The organism is Rhodococcus sp. PSBB066 (assembly GCF_017068255.1).
Lineage (GTDB): Bacteria > Actinomycetota > Actinomycetes > Mycobacteriales > Mycobacteriaceae > Rhodococcus > Rhodococcus aetherivorans.
Map to the genome: position 1 here is coordinate 3,830,049 of NZ_CP070859.1, position 20,853 is coordinate 3,850,901.

Genomic DNA, 20,853 nt, shown 5'->3' on the forward strand with positions numbered 1-20,853 from the left:
GAACGCGCCGCGTGAGAACGGCGGCCTCCCGCAGCCCACCCGGTCACCAGCCGCGCTCGCGCCACTCCGCGAGGTGCGGGCGCTCGGCGCCGAGGGTGGTGTCCTTGCCGTGGCCGGGGTAGATCACCGTGTCGTCACCGAAGCGGCCGAAGAGCTTGGTGTCGACGTCGTCGTACAGCGAGGTGAACTTCTCGGCGTCCGCGGTCTTGCCCAGGCCGCCGGGGAAGAGGGAGTCACCGGTGAAGATGTGGTGCCGTCCGGTGCCGGCCTCGGTGAGGACCAGCGCGATCGAGCCGGGGGTGTGCCCGGACAGGTGGATCACCTCGAGACCGAGCTCGCCGACGGCGACGGTGTCGCCTTCCATGAGCAACCGATCGGGCGTGACCGGGAGCTGCTCGGCGTCGAGCGGGTGCGCCGCCGTGGGAACCCCGGTCGACGCCGCGACCGCCTCGAGGCCCTGCCAGTGGTCCCAGTGCTGGTGGGTCGTGACGATCAGCTCGAGTTTCGGGGCGTGCTCGGCGAGGAACCGGGTCAGCAACTCCGGCTCGTTCGCTGCATCGAGGAACACAGATCTGCCGGTGGCGGAATCCGTGACCAGGTACGTGTTGTTGTCCATGGGTCCGACGGACAGCTTGACGATGGTCGCGCCGGGCACGGTGCGGCGCTGCGCGGGACCGCCGGGGGTGACCTCGCCGGTGTAGTCGTCGTCGATGACCAAGGGCTGCTGCGACATGTGAGGCACGTTACCGCCGAGGCCCGTCGCCCGCGTGCGCGGCGGTCGGGAACCGGAACGTGTCGGTGGGCGCGCCTACCATGGTCCAGGGCCGAGTTGCGCGACGTGACGTCGGTGAATCGAGATGCGACCGGATCCGACCGTCCAGGGGATCCGACGAGGAGGGACGTGGCGTGGCGGATCGCCTGATCGTGCGTGGCGCGCGGGAGCACAACCTGCGGGGGATCGACCTGGACCTGCCGCGTGACAGCCTGATCGTCTTCACCGGCCTGTCCGGGTCGGGCAAGTCGAGCCTGGCGTTCGACACGATCTTCGCCGAGGGGCAGCGCCGTTACGTCGAGTCGCTGTCCGCCTACGCGCGCCAGTTCCTCGGCCAGATGGACAAACCCGACGTCGACTTCATCGAGGGCCTGTCGCCGGCGGTGTCCATCGACCAGAAGTCCACCAACCGGAACCCGCGCTCGACGGTGGGCACCATCACCGAGGTCTACGACTATCTGCGCCTGCTCTACGCCCGCGCAGGCACGGCGCACTGCCCGCAGTGCGGGGAGCAGATCGCCCGGCAGACGCCGCAGCAGATCGTCGACCAGGTCCTCGACATGGAGCAGGGCACCCGGTTCCAGGTGCTCGCCCCGGTCGTGCGCACCCGCAAGGGGGAATTCGTCGACCTGTTCGAGCAGCTGACCGTGCAGGGGTACGCCCGCGTGCGGGTCGACGGAGTGGTCTATCCCCTCACCGATCCGCCGAAGCTGAAGAAGCAGGAGAAACACGACATCGAGGTGGTTGTCGACCGCCTCGCGGTCAAGGCGAGCGCCAAGCAGCGGCTCACCGATTCGATCGAGACCGCACTGCGCCTGGCGGAGGGCATCGTCGTCCTCGACTTCGTGGACCGGGACGAGAACGCCGCCGACCGCGAGCGTCGCTTCTCCGAGACGCTCGCCTGCCCGAACGGGCACCCCCTGTCCATCGACGAACTCGAACCCCGGTCCTTCTCGTTCAACTCCCCGTACGGCGCCTGCCCCGAATGCACCGGCCTCGGCATCCGCAAGGAGGTCGACCCGGAGCTCGTCGTGCCGGACCCGGAACTCAGCCTCGAGGACGGTGCGATCGCGCCCTGGTCGATGGGGCAGACCTCCGAGTACTTCACCCGGCTGCTGTCCGGGCTCGCCGACATCATGGGCTTCGAGATGTCCACCCCGTGGAACAAGCTGCCGGCCAAGGCCCGCAAGGCCATCCTCGAGGGCAGCCCGGAACAGGTCCACGTCCGCTACAAGAACCGGTACGGCCGGACACGGTCGTACTACGCCGAGTTCGAGGGCGTGATGCCGTTCCTGCACCGCCGGCTCGAACAGACCGAGTCCGAGCAGATGAAGGAACGCTACGACGGGTACATGCGGGAGATCCCGTGCCCCACGTGCGAGGGCGCGCGGCTGCGTCCGGAGATCCTCGCGGTGACGATCGCCGCGGGCGAGCACGGACACAAGTCCATCGCCGAGGTCTCCGACCTGTCCATCGCCGAGTGCGCCGAGTTCCTGAACGCCCTGACCCTCGGGGCGCGGGAGGAGGCCATCGCAGGGCAGGTGCTCAAGGAGATCCAGGCGCGTCTCGGGTTCCTGCTCGACGTGGGACTCGAATACCTCACCCTGTCCCGCGCGGCCGGCACCCTGTCCGGCGGGGAGGCACAGCGCATCCGCCTCGCCACCCAGATCGGCTCGGGCCTGGTCGGTGTCCTGTACGTCCTGGACGAGCCGTCCATCGGCCTGCACCAGCGCGACAACCGCCGGCTCATCGAAACCCTCACGCGGCTGCGTGATCTCGGCAACACCCTGATCGTCGTCGAGCACGACGAGGACACCATCCGCGCATCGGACTGGGTCGTCGACATCGGGCCGTACGCCGGCGAGCACGGCGGTCGCGTCGTGCACACCGGCCCCTACAAGGAACTGCTCGAGTGCACCGAGTCGCTCACCGGCGCGTACCTGTCCGGACGTCAGCGGATCGAGGTGCCGGAGCAGCGCCGGCCGGTGGACCGCAAGCGTCAGGTCACCGTCGTCGGCGCCCGCGAGAACAACCTGCGCGGCATCGACGTGGCCTTCCCGCTCGGCGTGCTCACCTCCATCACCGGTGTCTCCGGATCCGGCAAGTCGACCCTGGTCAACGACATTCTCGCGACGGTCATGGCCAACAAGCTCAACGGCGCGCGGCAGGTGCCCGGCCGGCACACCCGCGTCAACGGGCTCGACCAGCTCGACAAGCTCGTGCAGGTGGACCAGTCGCCGATCGGCCGTACCCCGCGGTCGAATCCGGCCACCTACACGGGCGTGTTCGACAAGATCCGCACCCTGTTCGCCGCGACCACCGAGGCGAAGGTGCGCGGCTATCAGCCGGGCCGGTTCTCGTTCAACGTCAAGGGCGGCCGATGCGAGGCCTGCTCGGGTGACGGCACGCTCAAGATCGAGATGAACTTCCTGCCCGACGTGTACGTGCCGTGCGAGGTGTGCCACGGGGCCCGCTACAACCGCGAGACCCTCGAGGTGCACTACAAGGGCAAGACCATCGCCGAGGTGCTGGACATGCCCATCGAGGAGGCCGCCGAGTTCTTCGAGCCGGTCACCTCGATCCACCGCTACCTGCGCACCCTTGTCGACGTCGGCCTCGGATACGTGCGCCTGGGCCAGCCGGCCCCGACCCTTTCGGGAGGCGAGGCGCAGCGCGTCAAGCTCGCCGCGGAGCTGCAGAAGCGGTCGACGGGCCGCACCGTGTACGTGCTGGACGAGCCGACCACCGGTCTGCACTTCGAGGACATCCGCAAGCTGCTCGGCGTGATCAACGGGCTCGTCGACAAGGGCAACACGGTGATCGTGATCGAACACAACCTCGACGTGATCAAGACGGCGGACTGGATCATCGACATGGGCCCCGAAGGGGGCTCCGGCGGCGGCACCGTCGTCGCGCAGGGCACGCCCGAGGACGTCGCGGCGGTCGAGGGCAGCTACACCGGCACGTTCCTGCGCGAGGCGCTCGCCGAGTCCGTCGCCCAGGAGCCCGCGCCCGCCCGCAAGCCGGCGCGCAAGCGCGCGCCGCGGAAGGTGGCGGCCGCGAGCTGACCTCGGCGCCGACGCGCCGCGGACCGCGAAGGGGGATGGGGTGGCACGGACGTTCTCCGGTGGTCGTGTCCGCGGGATCGTCGCCGCGCTCGTGACGGCGATGCTGCTCACGGCCGGGGTTGCGGCGGCCCGGCCCGCAGGCAGCGAGGCGGACCCGCCGGGCACCGTCGTCCGGGTCGATCCGTTGCCGCGGCAGTGGTGGCTGCCGGGTGCGTCCGCCGCGTCGGTGCTCACCTACCGCACCACCGGACCGCGCGGGGTGCCGGCCCTGAGCACCGGCGCGGTCTTCGTGCCGTCGGGCGCCGCGCCCACCGGCGGCTGGCCGGTGGTGTCGTGGGGACACGGCGCGGTCGGAATCGCGGACCGGTGCGCCCCCACCGTCGACGGCCGCATCGACAACGGATACCTGGCGCACTGGCTCGCCCAGGGATACGCGGTCGTCGCCACCGACTACCCCGGTCTCGGCACCCCCGGCCTCCACGCCTACCTCGACGGGCCGTCGGAGGCCCACGCCCTGATCGACATGGTGCGCGCCGCGCGGGCGGTGGAACCCTCCCTCGGGTCCCGCTGGGTCGCACTCGGCCAGTCGCAGGGCGGTCAAGCCGCGATGGTCGCGGCCTCCCTCGCGACCCGGTACGCACCCGAGCTCGACTACCGCGGCGCCGTCGCGCTGGGCGTGCCGTCGAACATCGAGCACCTCGTGCCGTTCGGTGACCCGCGCCTTCCGCCGCTGCCGCTGACCGGCACCACCGTGTTCATCGCCTACCTGCTGGCCGGGATGCGCGCGACCCGCCCCGACGTCGACGTCGACCGCTTCCTCAGCCCGCGGGGCCGCGAGGTCCTCGCCCGGCTCGAGGACCTGTGCTACCAGGAGGCGGCGGCCGAGGTCGGGGATCTGTCGATCGGCGACCTGCTGGCGCGACGCACCGACGATCCGGCCCTGGTCCGGGCCGCCCGCGACATGCTCGAGATCCCCACCCGCGGCTACGACCGTCCACTGTTCCTCGGCCAGGGCCTGACGGACACCGTCACCCCGGCGCCGTTCACGTTCAAGCTCGTCGCCGACCTGACCGCGGCCGGGGAGCGGTTCGTGTTCCGGTCGTATCCCGTCGGCCACCTGGAGACGATGCGGGCGTCCCTGGACGACGTCACAGCGTTCGTTGAGGACCTGTTCGCCGCGGGCCGGTAGCGAGCGACCGCGTCAGCGGCGCCCCGCCGTATCGATCGTCGCCGTATCGATCGCCGCCGCGAGATCGGCGGGACGGGACCACATCGGCCAGTGACCGGTCGGCAGGTCGACGTACTCCACGTCGGTCAACCGGCCGAGCTCGGACGCCACCGGATGCCCCGACTGCGCCATCCGCGGGATTGCCCCGGACGGGAAGCTGCTGCACACGACGGTGGTCGGCACCCTCAGGCGGGCGTCGTCGTGCAGGGCGAGCGGAGTCCGCGCCGGACCGGCCGGATGCGGCACCGCCCGCTCCCGGAACCGCTGCAGCGCAGCGTCGTCGAGCCCGTGCAGGCTGTTGCCGTCGGCTTCGAGCTCCGCCCACGGCGGTAGCGGGATCTCCGCCACGGCGGCATCGAGATCCGGTCGCAGTGCAGCGGCATCCGGCAGCGGACCGGAGTCGACGTACACCAGGCGGGCCACGTCCGTCGGGACCCGGTCCGACGCCGCGTACGCGACCGGGCCGGCGCCGCTGTGCGCGACGACGATCGCACCGCCCGCCACCGCATCCACGACGGCACCGACGTGGTCGTCGAGGGTGATGCCGGAGCGGTCGGTCCGGACGGACCCGAGCCCGGGCAGAGTCAGGGCGTCGACCCTGTGCCCCCGCGCCCGCAGGTCCTCGGCGACGGCCTCCCATGCCCATGCGCCGAGCCAGAATCCGGGAACGAGGATCACGTGTGCGCCCACGACACCCATCCTCGGGGATGCAGGCGACGGTGCGGGTCACCGACACGGTCGTTGCCGGAACGACATTGTTCAACCGGGCGCAAACCTCGCGAAACTCCGCGCCCCTACGGTGGGCGCATGACCGGTGCGCACGGCGACCTCGCGGCCCTCGCCGCCGCGCTCGACGAGCTGCGGGACGGGCTCGTCGCCGCCGCGGACGCCGACGAGCGCTGGGCCCAGGCCCACCCCGCTCACCGGCCCGGCGCGGAGAACCTGGCGCACTACGTCGCCCTGCGGCGCCGGGACATCCGCGACCTGCAGTCCGACCTCGCCGCGTGGGGGCTCTCGTCCCTGGGGCGCGCCGAGGCCCACGTGCTGGCCTCCGTCGACGCGGTGCGCCGGGCCGTGGGCAGCCTCGCCGACCTGCCCGAGATCGATGCCCGGCCCTGTCCGGTCGATTTCGTCACCGGCGAGCGCCTGCTCGAACGCCACGCCACCGCACTGCTCGGTCCCGTCCACGGCGGCCGCCGGACCCGCATCATGGTGACGCTGCCGAGCGAGGCGGCCACCGACGCCGAACTCGTCGACCGGATCGTCGGCGCCGGCGCCGAACTCGTCCGGATCAACTGCGCGCACGACGGCCCGGACGCGTGGGCCGCCATGATCGACCACGTGCGCCGCGCCGAACGGGCCCACGGCCGGCACGTCGCCGTCACCATGGACCTCGCCGGCCCGAAGCTGCGCACGGGCCCCGTCGCGCCCGGTCCCGCGGTCGTGCACGCCAAACCCGAACGGGACGCGCTCGGCCGCACCGTCGCACCCGTCCAGGTGCGGCTCACCCGCCCGGGCTCTGCGGCCGCCGCGGGCGAGGTCGTCGTCCCCGTCACCGACGAGTTGTGGCTGGCCCGGCGCCGACCCGGCGACCGCATCGCCTTCCGCGACACCCGCGGCTCCAAGCGCATGCTGGTCGTCACCGGCACCGCCGCCGGTGACGTGCGCACCGAGCTGACCGACACCGCCTACCTCGTGCCCGGCACCCGGCTGACCGCGCACGGCGACGCCACCGCCGTCGCGGCCCTCCCGCCGCGCGAACGGCGGCTCACCCTGCACGTCGGCGACGAGCTGATCCTGGATCCGGACCTCACGCCCGCCGACCCCGACGCCCACCCGCCCCGCATCGGCTGCACCCTGCCCCGGGTGTTCGAGGACACCCGGATCGGGCACCGGATCTTCTTCGACGACGGCCGGATCGGGGGGATCGTCGAGGAGGCCGCTCCGGGGCGGCTGCGGATCCGCATCACCGACGCGGATCTGCGCGGCTCCCGGCTGGGGACGGCCAAGGGCATCAACCTGCCCGACACCGAGCTGCGGCTGCCGGCGCTCACCGACGAGGACCTGGACCGGTTGCCGTTCGTGGTCGCGCACGCGGACGCGGTCAGCCTGTCCTTCGTGCGCGGTGCCGCCGACGTCGCGCGCCTGCAGGACCGGCTCGCCGAACTCGGCGGCGCGCGGCTCGGGGTGATCCTCAAGGTGGAGACGGTGGCGGGGTTCGAGAACCTGCCGTCCATCCTGTTCGCGGCCCTGCACTCGCCGCGGGTCGGCGTGATGATCGCGCGCGGCGACCTCGCCGTCGAGGCCGGTTACGGCCGGCTGGCCGAGGTGCAGGAGGAGATCCTGTGGGTGTGCGAGGCGGCGCACGTCCCGGTGATCTGGGCGACGCAGGTCCTCGACACCCTCGCCCGGACCGGCCGGCCGTCGCGCGCGGAGATCACCGACGCCGCGGCGTCGGGCCGGGCCGAGTGCGTGATGCTCAACAAGGGCCCGTACGTCGACCACGCGGTGCGCTTCCTCGACGACGTGCTGGGCCGGATGGCCGACCACCAACGCAAGAAGGACTCGCTGCTGCGGCGCCTGCGGGCCTGGGAGGAGCCGGGCGTGCCGCTGCGCTGAGACCGGGGTGGCCGAGGCCGGGTCAGAAGACCGGGCCGGTGTACTTCTCGCCCGGGCCCTTGCCCGGCTCGTCCGGGTAGGCCGACGCCTCCCGGAAGGCCCGCTGCAGCGCCTGCAGCCCCTCGCGCAGCGGCCCGGCGTGCGGGCCGAGGTACTCCACGGACGCGGTGACCAGCCCGGCGAGGGCGGTGATCACCCGGCGCGCCTCGTCCAGGTCGCGGTGGGTGCCGGCCTCGGGATCCTCGTCGGCCAGGCCGAGCTTCTCGGCGGCGGAACTCATGAGCATCACGGCGGCGCGGCTGATCACCTCGACGGCCGGGATCTCGCCCAGGTGCCGGACGTCACCGGCCACGGTCGGATCGGGGGTGTCGGTCATGGGTCCACGATCCCACCCGCGCCTCGCTGCCGCTGGGGCGGGTCGGGCCGCGGCCGGCGATTCGATCGACGGCCCGAAGTTTGCTAGGCTGTGAGTCACGACCGTCCGCGTGCTCTGCGCGTGGGCAGCAAAGTGGAGTCCGACTCCCACCTCTGCGCGGCACATGACCTGGTCATGACCTTCGCTCAGTGGTCCGGTCCGCCGCCCACCGGGGTATCCGGGGAGCGTGCACCCCGAGTGATCGGGGGGCGAGAGCGCACGGCCTTCGCGTCGTGGGGTCCGTCGGGCCGGTCGGTATTCGGACCCCGCCCGGTGCGCAAGCACCGTCGGCGGGGTTTTTCGTCGGAAGTCGGCCCCATGTGCTGCGGCGCGGTCACCCGGACCGCACCGCTCTACCTAGGAGGCCCCATCAGCGCTGAGACCCGCATCAACGAACGCATCCGAGTTCCCGAGGTCCGACTCGTCGGACCGGGTGGGGAACAGGTCGGAATCGTGCGTGTTGAAGATGCACTCCGCCTGGCATTCGAAGCCGATCTCGATCTGGTCGAGGTGGCCCCTGACGCCCGTCCGCCGGTCTGCAAGATCATGGACTACGGCAAGTTCAAGTACGAGGCTGCCCAGAAGGCGCGCGAGTCGCGCAAGAACCAGCAGCTGACCGTGATCAAGGAGCAGAAGCTCCGGCCGAAGATCGACGACCACGACTACGAGACCAAGAAGCGCAACGTGGTGCGCTTCCTCGAGGCGGGGTCGAAGGTCAAGGTGACGATCATGTTCCGCGGCCGCGAGCAGTCCCGCCCCGAGCTCGGGTTCCGGCTGCTGCAGCGCCTCGGCGCCGACGTCGCCGATCTCGGCTTCATCGAGACCGCCCCCAAGCAGGACGGTCGGAACATGACCATGGTCCTGGCCCCGCACAAGGGCGCCAAGACCCGCGCCAAGGCGCAGGAGACCGCCCAGGCCTCCGTCGCCAGGCCGGCTCCTGCCGCGGACAAGCCCGCGGCAGGCGACGGCACCGCGTAGCTCCGCCGGTCGACTGGGCTCACCGCCCCGCCGGCCGCTGCGCGCAAGCCGGACGAACACGAGTAAATTCCCGACGAACTGAGGACTCCATGCCCAAGTCGAAGACCCACAGCGGCACCGCGAAGCGATTCAAGGTGTCCGGCAGCGGAAAGATCCTGCGCCAGAAGGCCGGCCGCCGCCACCTGCTCGAGCACAAGTCCTCCCGGGTGACGCGTCGCCTCGACGGCAAGGCCGCCGTCTCCGACGTCGACGCCCCGCGCGTCAAGCGCATGCTCGGCATCTGAGCTTCTTTCCCCGACCGACCCCCGGGGGCGATCGACTGCCCCCCGAGATTGACAGGACATATCAGTGGCACGCGTGAAGAGGGCCGTCAACGCCCAGAAGAAGCGCCGTTCGATCCTCGAGGCTTCCAAGGGCTACCGCGGGCAGCGCTCGCGTCTGTACCGCAAGGCCAAGGAACAGCAGCTCCACTCGCTGACCTACGCCTACCGCGACCGTCGCGCGCGCAAGGGTGACTTCCGCAAGCTGTGGATCAGCCGCATCAACGCCGCTGCCCGCGCCAACGACATCACCTACAACCGCTTCATCCAGGGCCTGAAGGCCGCGGGTGTCGAGGTGGACCGCAAGATCCTCGCCGAGCTCGCCGTCTCCGACGCCGAGGCGTTCGCCGGCCTGGTCGCCGTGGCCAAGGCCGCGCTGCCCGCCGACGTCAACGCGCCGGCCGACGCCGCCTGAGCGCAGCGCCGAACGCCGAGACGACGCTGAACGACCGACCAGCACAGGAACGACCCGTGGACCCGCTCACCGAGCGCACCCCACGGGTCGTTTCTGCTGTCAAACTCCTGCGCACCTCCGACCGCCGCAAGGCCGGCCGTTTCCTCGCCGAGGGCGAGAACTCCGTCGGCGAGGCCCTCACGACCGCCGTCGTGCACGAGGTGTTCGTCACCGAGGCCGCCGCCGCCCGCTACCCCGATCTGCTCGGCGCCGCCCGGCGCCGACACGTGCGGGTCTCCACCGTCACCGAGCGCGCGGCCGCCCGGCTGTCGGACACCGTCACCCCGCCCGGCATCGTCGCCGTGTGCGATCTGCTCGACGTGCCGCTCGCCCGGGCCCTGACCCCGCCGCCGCGGCTGCTCGCCGTGCCCGTCGAGATCGCCGAGCCCGGCAACGCCGGCACCGTCATCCGCGTGGCCGACGCGGTCGGCGCCGACGCGGTGGTCCTCGCCGGCGACAGCGTCGACCCGCACAACGGCAAGTGCGTCCGCGCCTCCGCGGGCAGCGTGTTCCACCTCCCGCTCGCCCGTGAACGCGACACCGGCACCGTCCTCGACGCGCTCGCCGCCGCCGGACTCCAGGTGCTCGCCACCGCCGCCGACGGCGAGGTCGATCTCGACGAGGCCGACGAGCTGCTCGCCGCCCCCACGGCGTGGCTGTTCGGCAACGAGGCCCACGGCCTCGACCCGGCGGTCGCGGCGCGGGCCGACCACCGGGTGCGCATCCCCATCCGCGGCCGCGCCGAATCGTTGAACCTTGCCACCGCCGCGTCGATCTGCCTGTACGCAAGCGCCCGCGTGCAGCATCGCGCCGACAGGGCCGTGCCCTAGCGCGGCCCGGCCATCGCCTAGGATTTGGGTGCTGCGCTGGCGCGATCCGTTCGACGCCGAACGTGGCACCACACCCACCGTTCGCCCGAAGAAGGAGTTGCACCGGTCGTGGCCAAGAATGAGGGCGGCACCCCGCCGGCAGTCGATCCGAGCGCCCTGAGCGAGGAGTCGCTCGCCGCGTCCACGCAGGCCGCGCTGGCCGCGTTCGCCGCCGCCCCCGACCTCGACGCGCTCGCGCAGGCCAAGATCGACCACCTCGGCGACAAGGCCCCCGTCTCCCTCGCCAAGCGCGCCCTGGGCGGCCTGCCCGGCAACCAGCGCGCCGACGCCGGCAAGCGGGTCAACGCGGCCCGCGGCGCGGTCACCGCAGCCTTCGACGAACGCCGCACCGAGCTCCTCGCCGAGCGCGACGCCGCGGTCCTCGTCGCCGAGGCCATCGACGTCACCCTGCCCGCCAACCGCCGGCCCGCCGGCGCGCGGCACCCGATCACGATCATCTCCGACCAGATCGCCGACGTGTTCGTCGGCATGGGCTGGGAGGTGGCCGAGGGCCCCGAGGTCGAAACCGAGCACTTCAACTTCGACGCGCTGAACTTCCTGCCGGACCACCCCGCCCGCACGATGCAGGACACCTTCCACATCGCGCCGGAGGGCTCACGGCAGGTGCTGCGCACCCACACCTCGCCGGTGCAGGTGCGCACCATGCTGCACCGCGACATCCCGATCTACGTGGTGTGCCCCGGCCGCACCTTCCGCACCGACGAGCTCGACGCCACCCACACCCCGGTGTTCTCGCAGATCGAGGGCCTGGCCGTGGACAAGGGTCTGACCATGGCCCACCTGCGCGGCACCCTGGACGCGTTCGCCCGTGCCCTGTTCGGACCCGAGACCCGAACCCGGATGCGCCCGAACTACTTCCCGTTCACCGAGCCGTCCGCCGAGGTGGACGTGTGGTTCCCGAACAAGAAGGGCGGTGCCGGCTGGGTCGAATGGGGCGGCTGCGGCATGGTCAACCCCAACGTGCTGCGCGCGAGCGGCATCGACCCCGACGAGTACACCGGCTTCGCGTTCGGGATGGGCCTCGAGCGCACCCTGCAGTTCCGCAACGGCATCTCCGACATGCGCGACATCGTCGAGGGCGACGTCCGATTCACCATGCCCTTCGGCGTGCAGGGCTGACGCCGCCCGACCCGAGACCCGACCACCGAACCGACCGAAAGAGCTGAGCACAAGTGCGAGTAGCGCAGTCCTGGCTGACCGAGATCCTGCAGCGGGCCACCCCCGAGTGGAACGTCACCGCCGAGGAACTCGATGCGGGATTCGTCCGGGTCGGACTCGAGGTGGAGGAGGTCGACACCCTCGCGCGCCTCGACGGCCCCCTCGTCGTCGGCCGCGTCCTCGAGATCACCGAGCTCACCGAGTTCAAGAAGCCCATCCGCTTCTGCCAGGTCGAGGTGGGCGAAGACGCCCCGCGCGGCATCGTGTGCGGCGCCCGCAACTTCACCGAGGGCGACCTCGTGGTCGTCGCGCTGCCCGGCGCGGTGCTGCCCGGCGGCTTCGCCATCGCCTCCCGCAAGACCTACGGCAGGGTCTCCGACGGGATGATCTGCTCCGTCGCCGAGCTCGGCATCGGCAAGGACCACTCCGGCATCCTCGTCCTCGAGGATGGCACCGCCGAACCGGGTACCGACGCCAACGACCTGCTCGGCCTCGGCGACACCGTCATCGAGCTGAACATCACCCCCGACCGCGGCTACTGCTTCTCGCTGCGGGGCCTGACCCGCGAACTCGCGTGCGGCTTCGACCTCGAGTTCGCCGACCCCGCGCACGTCGTGCCCAATCCGGCCGACGGCGGCCAGGCCTACCCGATCCGGCTCGAGCCGGAGACCGACGCCACCCGCTTCGCCGCCCGCAAGGTCACCGGCATCGACCCCAAGGCCGTGTCCCCGTGGTGGCTGCAGCGGCGGCTGCTGCTGTCCGGCATCCGCCCGATCTCCCCGGCCGTCGACGTGACCAACTACGTGCTGCTCGAACTCGGCCAGCCGCTGCACGCCTTCGACGCCGCCACCCTCCAGGGTGAGCTCGTCGTGCGGCGCGCGAAGGCGGGGGAGAAGCTGACCACCCTCGACGGCATCGAACGCGACCTCGACCCCGAGGACGTCGTCATAACCGACGACTCCGGCGTGATCTCCCTGGCCGGGATCATGGGCGGCGTCGCCACCGAGGTGAGCGGCACCACCACCGACGTCCTCCTCGAGGCCGCCACCTGGAATCCGCTGGCCGTGTTCCGGAGCGCGCGGCGCCACAAGCTGGTCAGCGAGGCGGGCAAGCGGTTCGAGCGCAACGTCGACCCCGAAGTGGCGCTGCCGGCGCTGGACCGGGCCGCGTCGCTGCTCGTGGAGATCGCCGGTGGCCGCGTCGAGCCGGTCCTGACCGACATCTCGGTCCCCGTCGAGCCGGTCTCGATCCGCATGGACATCGACCTGCCCGACCGCATGGCCGGGGTCTCCTACCCGACCGGCACCGCCGCCCGCCGGCTCACCCAGATCGGATGTGGCGTCGAGGTCGGCGTCGGCCCGGACGGGCACGGCCAGCTGGTGGTCACGCCGCCCACGTGGCGACCCGACCTGCGCCAGCCGGCCGACCTGGTGGAGGAGGTGCTGCGGCTCGAGGGACTCGAGCAGATCCCGTCCGTGCTCCCCGCCGCCCCCGCCGGACGCGGACTGACCCCGAGCCAGAAGCGCCGCCGCGCCGTGGGCCGCGCCCTGGCCGCCGACGGCCACGTCGAGGTCCTCGCCCCCGTCTTCCTGCCGGCGCACGTGTTCGACACGTGGGGTCTCGACTCCGACGACCCGCGCCGCACCACCACCAAGGTTCTCAACCCGCTCGAGGCCGACCGCCCCGAGCTGGCGACGACGCTGCTGCCCGGCCTGCTCGAGGTGCTCGCCCGCAACGTCTCCCGTGGCCAGCGCGACCTGTCGCTCTATGCGATCGCGCAGGTCGTCCTGCCCGGACCCGGCACCCGGCCCGTGCCGCCGCTGCCGGTGGACCGGCGTCCCACCGACGAGCAGATCGCGCTGCTCGAAGGATCGCTGCCCGCGCAGCCCGTCCATGTCGGGGCGGTGCTGTGCGGCCTGCGGGAGCCCGCCGGGCCGTGGGGCCCGGGCCGGCCCGCGGACGCGACCGACGCGTTCGCCGCGGCGGAGACCGTCGCGGCCGCCGCCGGTGTGCGGCTGCAGCGCCGCGCGGCGCAGTACCTGCCCTGGCATCCGGGCCGCTGCGCCGAGCTGCTCGTCGACGGTGTCGTCGTCGGCCATGCCGGCGAGCTGCACCCGGCGGTGCTCGAGCGCGGCGGCCTGCCCGCCCGCACGTGCGCGTTCGAACTGGACCTCGACGCGCTGCCGATCATGGAGTCGCTGCCGGCGCCCAAGGTCTCCCCGTTCCCCGCCGTCCTGCAGGACGTCGCCGTCGTCGTGGCCAAGGAGGTCCCGGCCGCCGACGTCGAGGAAGCGCTGCGCGCGGGTGGCGGCGAGCTGCTCGAGGACATTCGCCTGTTCGACGTGTTCGAGGGGGCGCAGGTCGGGGAGGGCCGCAAGTCGCTCGCCTTCGCGCTGCGGTTCCGGGCGGCAGACCGCACGCTCACGGAGGACGAGGCCAGCGCCGCCCGCGCCGCCGCCGTCGCGTCGGCGTCCGCCGCCGTCGGTGCCGAACTGCGGCACTGACCCGGGCCTGCGGACGTAGCCTGGGAGCATGACCACGGATCCGTCGTCCCCCGACCCCGACGCTCCGGACACGCCCGTGCCCGACGTCCCCCCGGCCGAGCCCGGTTCTCCGTCGGTCCCGGACGTGACACCGGCGGAACCGGGCTCGCCGTCGGTGCCGGACGTCCCGCCGTCCCCGGTCGGGCCGGACGTGACACCCGCCGAGGGGGCGGCCGCCGGTTACACCTCGGCCGGAGTGCCCACGTTCGACTCGGTGCGTGAGAAGATCGAACGCCGCGCAGGCACGGCGATCGGTGCGGAGGAACTCGCCCGCGAGAGCGCGGCGGGGCGCACGCTCGAGGAACAGTTCGACGAGCGCCGACGGGCCGCCGCCGACAAGCTGACCGAGATCCGCCGTTCGCTGGCCGAGGGGTGAGCCGGTCCGGTCCGACCCACCCGTATGAATGAAGTTGCATGATGATGCATAATCAATCGTATGGGTAACTCACCGGAATTCACGGCGACCGCACAGTCACCGATTCGGGTCGCCGTCGCGGGGGCCAGCGGGTACGCGGGCGGCGAAATCCTGCGCCTGCTTCTCGGTCATCCCGCCTATCAGGACGGCCGGCTCGTCGTCGGCGCGCTCACCGCCGGCGGCAACGCCGGCGCGACGCTCCGCGAGTTCCATCCCCACCTGCTTCCGCTGGCCGACCGCATCCTCGGCGCCACCGATCTCGACACCCTGGCCGGCCACGACGTCGTGTTCCTCGGCCTGCCCCACGGCCACTCCGCCGTCATCGCCGAGCAACTGCCCGACACCACCGTCGTCATCGACTGCGGCGCCGACTTCCGCCTGTCCGAGTCGGCCGACTGGGAACGCTGGTACGGCGGCGACCACGCAGGAACCTGGCCCTACGGCATGCCCGAGCTGCCCGGCAAGCGTGAGCACCTGATCGGCGCCACCCGCATCGCGGTCCCCGGGTGCTATCCCACGTCGGCCACCCTCGCCCTGGCCCCCGCCGTCGCGGCCGGCATCGTCGAGCCGAGGGTCCAGGTCGTCGCCGTGTCCGGCACCTCCGGCGCCGGCAAGTCCCCCAGGGTCGACCTCCTCGGCTCCGAGGTGATGGGCTCGGTGCGGGCCTACGGCGTCGGCGGAGCGCACCGGCACACGCCGGAGATCAAGCAGAACCTCGCCGCCCTGACCGACGCCGCCGTGACCGTCTCCTTCACCCCCGTGCTGGCGCCGATGCCCCGCGGCATCCTCGCGACCTGCACAGCCCCCACCACGGCCACCGCCGACGAGGCCCGGGCCGTGTACGAGAAGGCCTACGCCGACGAGCCGTTCGTCCAGGTGCTGCCCGAAGGGGTGCTGCCCACCACCGGTGCGGTGCTCGGCTCCAACGCCGTGCAGCTCGCCGTCACCGTCGACCCCGACGCCGGCGTCCTCGTCGCCATCGCCGCGCTCGACAACCTGACCAAAGGCACCGCCGGCGCGGCGGTGCAGTCCATGAACCTGGCACTCGGCCTGCCCGAGACCGCCGGCCTGTCCACCGTGGGAGTCGCCCCGTGAGCATCGACAGACACTCCACCGACGAGCACGTCTACGCCGACGCCGTCGACATCGCCGGCGGACGCCTGATCCGCACCCAGGGCGTCACGTCGCCCGCCGGGTTCCGCGCCGCGGGCATCCCCGCCGGCATCAAGGCCTCCGGCAACCCGGACCTCGCGCTGGTCTTCAACGAGGGTCCGGAGCTGACCGCCGCCGGCGTGTTCACCACCAACAAGATCAAGGCCGCACCCGTGCTGTGGTCGCAGCAGGTCCTCACCTCCGGCGCCCTGCGCGCGGTGATCCTGAACAGCGGCGGCGCCAACGCCTGCACCGGCCCCGGCGGGTTCCAGGACACCCACGCCACCGCGGAGAAGGTCGCCGAAACCCTCAGCAACTGGGGCACCGAGACCGGTGCGGGCGAGATCGCCGTGTGCTCTACCGGGCTCATCGGCGACCGGCTGCCCATGGGCAAGGTCCTCGCCGGGGTGGAGGAGATCGTCCACGAACTCGCCGGCGGCATCTCAGGCGGCACCGACGCCGCCTACGCCATCATGACCACCGACACGGTGCCCAAGCAGGCGGCCCTGCACCACGCCGACAAGTGGAACGTCGGCGGCATGGCCAAGGGCGCCGGCATGCTCGCCCCCGCTCTGGCCACCATGCTGTGCGTCGTCACCACCGACGCCGTCGCCACCGCCGAGCAGCTCGACCGCGCCCTGCGCGCCGCCACCCGGCTGACATTCGACCGCCTCGACGTCGACGGGTCCACCTCCACCAACGACACCGTGCTGCTGCTCGCGTCCGGTGCCAGCGGCATCGCCCCCACCCAGGAACAGCTCGACGCCGCCGTCCTCGCGGTGTGCGACGACCTCGCCGGGCAGATGATGGCCGACGCCGAGGGCGTCACCAAGCGGGTCACTGTCACCGTCCGCGGCGCCGCAAGCGAACAGGACGCCCTCGTCGGCGCGCGCACCGTCGCGCGCGACAACCTCGTCAAGACCGCCCTGTTCGGTTCCGACCCCAACTGGGGTCGCGTCCTCGCCGCGATCGGCATCGCCCCGATCGACCTCGACCCGAACCGCATCTCCGTCACGTTCAACGGCTCCCCGGTGTGCATCGACGGTGTCGGCGCCCCCGGCGCCCGCGAGGTCGACCTCTCCGGCCCCGACATCGCCCTCGACATCGACCTCGGCGTCGGCGACGTCGAGGTGACCATCCGTACCACCGACCTCTCCCACGGCTACGTCGAAGAGAACTCGGCCTACTCGTCATGACCGGAACCGATATGGCCACCGATCCCATCGCGCAGCTCACCGCCCACCAGAAGGCGTACGTCCTCGCCGAGGCCCTGCCGTGGCTGCAGAAGTTCCGCGGCAAGATCGTCGTGGTCAAGTACGGCGGCAACGCCATGATCGACGACGACCTCAAGCGCGCCTTCGCCGCCGACATGGCGTTCCTGCGCACCGTCGGCGTCCATCCCGTCGTCGTCCACGGCGGCGGACCGCAGATCAACGCCATGCTGAAGCGACTGGGCATGGCAGGGGAGTTCCGCGGTGGTTTCCGCGTCACCACCCCCGAGGTGATGGACGTCGTCCGCATGGTGCTGTTCGGCCAGGTCGGCCGCGAACTCGTCGGCCTGATCAACGCCCACGGCCCGTACGCCGTCGGCATCTCCGGCGAGGACGCCCACCTCTTCACAGCCACCCGCCGCACGGTCGTCGTCGACGGCGAGGACACCGACATCGGTCTCGTCGGCGACGTCACTACCGTGGACCCCGCCGCCGTCCACGACCTCATCGCGGCCGGCCGCATCCCCGTCGTCTCCACCATTGCCCCCGATGCCGACGGCGTGGTCCACAACATCAACGCCGACACCGCCGCCGCCGCCCTCGCCGAGGCCCTCGGCGCGGAGAAGCTCGTGGTCCTCACCGACGTCGAGGGCCTCTACACCGATTGGCCCGACCGCAGTTCCCTCGCCACCAGCATCGACGCCGACGCCCTGGCCGATCTGCTGCCGTCCCTCGACGCCGGCATGGTCCCGAAGATGGAGGCCTGCCTGCGGGCCGTCCGCGGCGGCGTGCCCACCGCCCACGTCATCGACGGACGCCAGCCGCACTCGGTGCTGCTCGAACTCCTCACCGAGGAAGGCATCGGCACGATGGTCACTCCCACCCACCCCCGGACGACCGCACCCACCCAGGAAGGCACCTCATGACCGGCACCTCCGAACTCCAGCAGCGCTGGGCCGGGTCGCTGATGAACAACTACGGCGTCCCCAAGGTCGCCCTCGTCGCCGGCGACGGTGCCGTCGTCACCGACGCCGACGGCAAGCAGTACCTCGACCTGCTCGGCGGCATCGCCGTCAACGCCCTCGGTCACCGCCATCCCGCCATCCGCGAGGCCGTCACCGCGCAACTCGACACGCTCGGCCACGTGTCCAATCTCTACGCCAGCGGACCCGTCGTCGAACTCGCCGAGCGTCTCCTCGCGCACTTCGGGCACCCCGGCCGGGCGTTCTTCTGCAACTCCGGCACCGAAGCCAACGAGGCTGCGTTCAAGCTCGCCCGGCTCACCGGACGCCCCAAGATCATCGCCGCCGAGAAGGCCTTCCACGGCCGCACCATGGGCGCCCTGGCACTCACGGGCCAGCCCGACAAGCGCGCCCCGTTCGAACCCATGCCCCCCGGCGTCGAATTCGTCCCCTACGGCGACGCGGACGCCCTCGACGCCGCCGTCGACGAGAACACCGCCGCCGTGTTCCTCGAACCGATCATGGGGGAGTCCGGCGTCGTCGTGCCCCCCGAGGGCTACCTGGCCCACGCCCGCCGCATCACCGCCGAACGCGGGGCGCTGCTCGTCCTCGACGAGGTGCAGACCGGCATCGCCCGCACCGGCACGTTCTTCGCCCACCAGGCCGTCGGCATCGTGCCCGACGTGATGACCCTCGCCAAGGGGCTCGGCGGTGGCCTGCCCATCGGCGCCGTCGTCGCCACCGGACCGGCCGCCGACTTCTTCCAGCCCGGCAAGCACGGCACCACCTTCGGCGGCAACCCGGTGTGCGCCGCCGCCGCGCTCGCCGTCCTGCGCACCATCGACGAACAGCACCTGCTCGCCCACGTCGACGCCGTCGGCAAATCCATCGCCACCGGAATCGAAGCGCTCGGGCACCCCCTCGTCGACCACGTCCGAGGCGCCGGCCTGCTGCTCGGCATCGTCCTCACCGACACCAAGGCACCCGCCGTCGAAGCGGCCGCCCGGGACGCCGGCTATCTCGTCAACGCCGCCGCCCCCGACGTCATCCGCCTCGCGCCGCCGCTGATCCTCACCCAGGAACAGGCCGACGGTTTCGTCGCGACGCTGCCCTGCGTGCTCGACGCCGCCCAGCAGGAAGGAAACTAGACCCATGGTGAAGCACTTCCTCAAGGACGACGACCTCACGCCCGCGCAGCAGAGCGAGGTCCTCGACCTCGCCGCGGCCCTGAAGAAGGCCCCGTTCTCGGCCCGTCCCCTCGAGGGCCCGCGCGGCGTCGGAGTCATCTTCGAGAAGAACTCGACCCGCACCCGCTTCTCCTTCGAGATGGGTATCGCCCAGCTCGGCGGCCACGCCGTCGTCGTCGACGGCCGCACCACCCAGCTCGGACGCGAGGAAACCCTGCAGGACACCGGCCGCGTCCTGTCCCGCTACGTCGACGCCGTCGTCTGGCGCACCTTCGGCCAGGACCGGCTCCAGGCGATGGCCGAAGGCGCCACCGTGCCCCTCGTCAACGCCCTCTCCGACGAGTACCACCCCTGCCAGGTCCTCGCGGACCTGCTCACCCTCCGCGAGCACAAGGGTGAGCTGCACGGGCTGAAGCTGACCTACCTCGGCGACGGTGCCAACAACATGGCGCACTCGCTGCTGCTCGGCGGTGTCACCGCCGGCATCGACGTCACGATCGCCGCCCCCGCCGGTTTCGTCCCGAACCCCGCCGTCGTGGACGCGGCCCGCGCCCGCGCCGCCGAGACCGGCGCGCGGATCACCCTCACCGAGGACCCGCGCGCCGCCGTCGCCGGCGCCGACGCCCTCGTCACCGACACCTGGACCTCCATGGGCCAGGAGAACGACGGACTCGACCGCGTCGGTCCCTTCCGCCCGTACCAGGTCAACGCCGAGCTGCTCGCGCTCGCCGACCCGAACGCCGTCGTGCTGCACTGCCTGCCCGCCCACCGCGGCGACGAGGTCACCGACGAGGTCCTGGACGGACCGCAGTCGGTGGTGTGGGACGAGGCCGAGAACCGCCTCCACGCACAGAAGGCGCTGCTCGTGTGGCTGCTCGAGCAGCGCGAACGGTAACCGTGAGCAGCGTGGCCGAACCGTCGAGCGGCGCCGGACCGGCTGGCGCCGCCGCGGCCCCGACCCGCGCGGCCCGGCAGGCCCGGATCACCGCGCTCGTCGCCACCCACGCGATCCGCAGCCAGCCGGAACTCGCCGCGCTGCTGGCCGCCGAAGGCATCGAGGTGTCCAACGCCACCCTCTCCCGCGACCTCGAGGAGCTCGGAGCGGTCAAGCTCCGCGGGGCCGACGGCGGGCCCGGCGTGTACGTCGTCCCCGAGGACGGGAGCCCCGTCCGCGGCGTGTCCGGAGGCACCGACCGGCTCTCCCGCCTCCTCGGCGAACTGCTGGTCTCCACCGACTCGAGCGGCAACATCGCCGTGCTCCGCACCCCACCCGGAGCAGCGCACTATCTGGCCAGCGCACTCGATCGGGCATCATTACCCGAAGTGGTCGGCACCATCGCCGGCGACGACACCATCGCGGTGATCGCGCGCGAGCCCCTCACCGGAGCCGACCTCGCCGCGAAGATCGAATCCCTGGCCTGATCCGATCGCGCACCGAGCACTGATAGACGCAAGTTCAATCAAGAAGGAGCACAAACACA

The 20,853-nt window shown here is 72.0% G+C and carries 19 protein-coding genes; 16 read left to right on the forward strand and 3 right to left on the reverse strand.

The genetic code is table 11. The annotated features are described in order from the left end of the window. Positions 1 to 43 precede the first annotated feature (43 nt). Entirely contained in the window at positions 44 to 733 is a 690-nt protein-coding gene (locus JYA75_RS17415; RefSeq protein WP_006936519.1) for an MBL fold metallo-hydrolase, read from the reverse strand. Between the two features lie 173 nt (positions 734 to 906). Here JYA75_RS17415 and uvrA point away from each other — a divergent pair, with 173 nt between their 5' ends. After that, entirely contained in the window at positions 907 to 3,840 is a 2,934-nt protein-coding gene (uvrA, locus tag JYA75_RS17420) for an excinuclease ABC subunit UvrA (protein WP_006936517.1), read from the forward strand. Positions 3,841 to 3,940: 100 nt separating this feature from the next. Then, positions 3,941 to 5,029: a lipase family protein gene (locus tag JYA75_RS17425; RefSeq protein ID WP_044475966.1), complete on the forward strand. Its 1,089-nt coding sequence runs from the start codon at positions 3,941 to 3,943 to the stop codon at positions 5,027 to 5,029. Between the two features lie 12 nt (positions 5,030 to 5,041). Here the strand turns inward: JYA75_RS17425 and JYA75_RS17430 are convergent, their stop codons facing one another. After that, the gene (locus JYA75_RS17430; RefSeq protein ID WP_006936513.1) at positions 5,042 to 5,758 is read right to left on the reverse strand and encodes an alpha/beta hydrolase; all 717 of its coding nucleotides are present in this window, start codon (positions 5,756 to 5,758) and stop codon (positions 5,042 to 5,044) included. A 117-nt stretch (positions 5,759 to 5,875) separates the two neighbouring features. Here JYA75_RS17430 and JYA75_RS17435 point away from each other — a divergent pair, with 117 nt between their 5' ends. Then, a complete protein-coding gene (locus JYA75_RS17435; RefSeq protein WP_203329227.1) occupies positions 5,876 to 7,687 on the forward strand; it encodes a pyruvate kinase in 1,812 nt (603 codons plus the stop codon). Between the two features lie 22 nt (positions 7,688 to 7,709). Here JYA75_RS17435 and JYA75_RS17440 read toward each other — a convergent pair whose 3' ends face one another. Beyond that, a complete protein-coding gene (locus JYA75_RS17440; protein WP_006936509.1) occupies positions 7,710 to 8,063 on the reverse strand; it encodes a DUF1844 domain-containing protein in 354 nt (117 codons plus the stop codon). Between the two features lie 357 nt (positions 8,064 to 8,420). Between JYA75_RS17440 and infC the strand changes: the two genes are divergently transcribed. From infC to JYA75_RS17505, 13 genes are all read left to right on the forward strand, one after another. Further along, positions 8,421 to 9,080, forward strand: a complete 660-nt coding sequence (infC, locus tag JYA75_RS17445) for a translation initiation factor IF-3 (protein ID WP_029543898.1) — start codon at positions 8,421 to 8,423, stop codon at positions 9,078 to 9,080. An 89-nt stretch (positions 9,081 to 9,169) separates the two neighbouring features. Continuing rightward, positions 9,170 to 9,364 (forward strand): 50S ribosomal protein L35, encoded by a 195-nt coding sequence (rpmI, locus tag JYA75_RS17450; RefSeq protein WP_006936506.1) that lies wholly within the window; start codon positions 9,170 to 9,172, stop codon positions 9,362 to 9,364. Between the two features lie 64 nt (positions 9,365 to 9,428). Further along, positions 9,429 to 9,815: a 50S ribosomal protein L20 gene (gene rplT / locus JYA75_RS17455; RefSeq protein ID WP_003937964.1), complete on the forward strand. Its 387-nt coding sequence runs from the start codon at positions 9,429 to 9,431 to the stop codon at positions 9,813 to 9,815. A gap of 56 nt (positions 9,816 to 9,871) precedes the next feature. After that, positions 9,872 to 10,684: an RNA methyltransferase gene (locus JYA75_RS17460; protein WP_043799626.1), complete on the forward strand. Its 813-nt coding sequence runs from the start codon at positions 9,872 to 9,874 to the stop codon at positions 10,682 to 10,684. Between the two features lie 108 nt (positions 10,685 to 10,792). Further along, entirely contained in the window at positions 10,793 to 11,863 is a 1,071-nt protein-coding gene (gene pheS, locus JYA75_RS17465; RefSeq protein WP_006936501.1) for a phenylalanine--tRNA ligase subunit alpha, read from the forward strand. A 53-nt stretch (positions 11,864 to 11,916) separates the two neighbouring features. Next, a complete protein-coding gene (pheT, locus tag JYA75_RS17470; RefSeq protein WP_050035296.1) occupies positions 11,917 to 14,406 on the forward strand; it encodes a phenylalanine--tRNA ligase subunit beta in 2,490 nt (829 codons plus the stop codon). 28 nt (positions 14,407 to 14,434) lie between these two features. Beyond that, positions 14,435 to 14,821, forward strand: coding sequence for a hypothetical protein (locus JYA75_RS17475; RefSeq protein WP_043799634.1), 387 nt, complete (start codon positions 14,435 to 14,437; stop codon positions 14,819 to 14,821). Between the two features lie 60 nt (positions 14,822 to 14,881). Further along, a complete protein-coding gene (gene argC, locus JYA75_RS17480; RefSeq protein WP_043799637.1) occupies positions 14,882 to 15,955 on the forward strand; it encodes an N-acetyl-gamma-glutamyl-phosphate reductase in 1,074 nt (357 codons plus the stop codon). Continuing rightward, positions 15,952 to 17,208, forward strand: a complete 1,257-nt coding sequence (gene argJ / locus JYA75_RS17485; RefSeq protein WP_203329228.1) for a bifunctional glutamate N-acetyltransferase/amino-acid acetyltransferase ArgJ — start codon at positions 15,952 to 15,954, stop codon at positions 17,206 to 17,208. The genes argC and argJ overlap by 4 nt, the downstream gene beginning before the upstream one ends. Then, entirely contained in the window at positions 17,205 to 18,149 is a 945-nt protein-coding gene (gene argB, locus JYA75_RS17490; RefSeq protein ID WP_043799644.1) for an acetylglutamate kinase, read from the forward strand. Before argJ ends, argB begins: the two co-directional genes overlap by 4 nt. Then, a complete protein-coding gene (locus tag JYA75_RS17495) occupies positions 18,146 to 19,333 on the forward strand; it encodes an acetylornithine transaminase (protein WP_006936489.1) in 1,188 nt (395 codons plus the stop codon). The genes argB and JYA75_RS17495 overlap by 4 nt, the downstream gene beginning before the upstream one ends. Before the next feature lie 4 nt (positions 19,334 to 19,337). Further along, positions 19,338 to 20,267 (forward strand): ornithine carbamoyltransferase, encoded by a 930-nt coding sequence (argF, locus tag JYA75_RS17500; protein WP_006936487.1) that lies wholly within the window; start codon positions 19,338 to 19,340, stop codon positions 20,265 to 20,267. Between the two features lie 11 nt (positions 20,268 to 20,278). Next, a complete protein-coding gene (locus JYA75_RS17505; RefSeq protein WP_006936485.1) occupies positions 20,279 to 20,794 on the forward strand; it encodes an arginine repressor in 516 nt (171 codons plus the stop codon). Positions 20,795 to 20,853 lie beyond the last annotated feature (59 nt).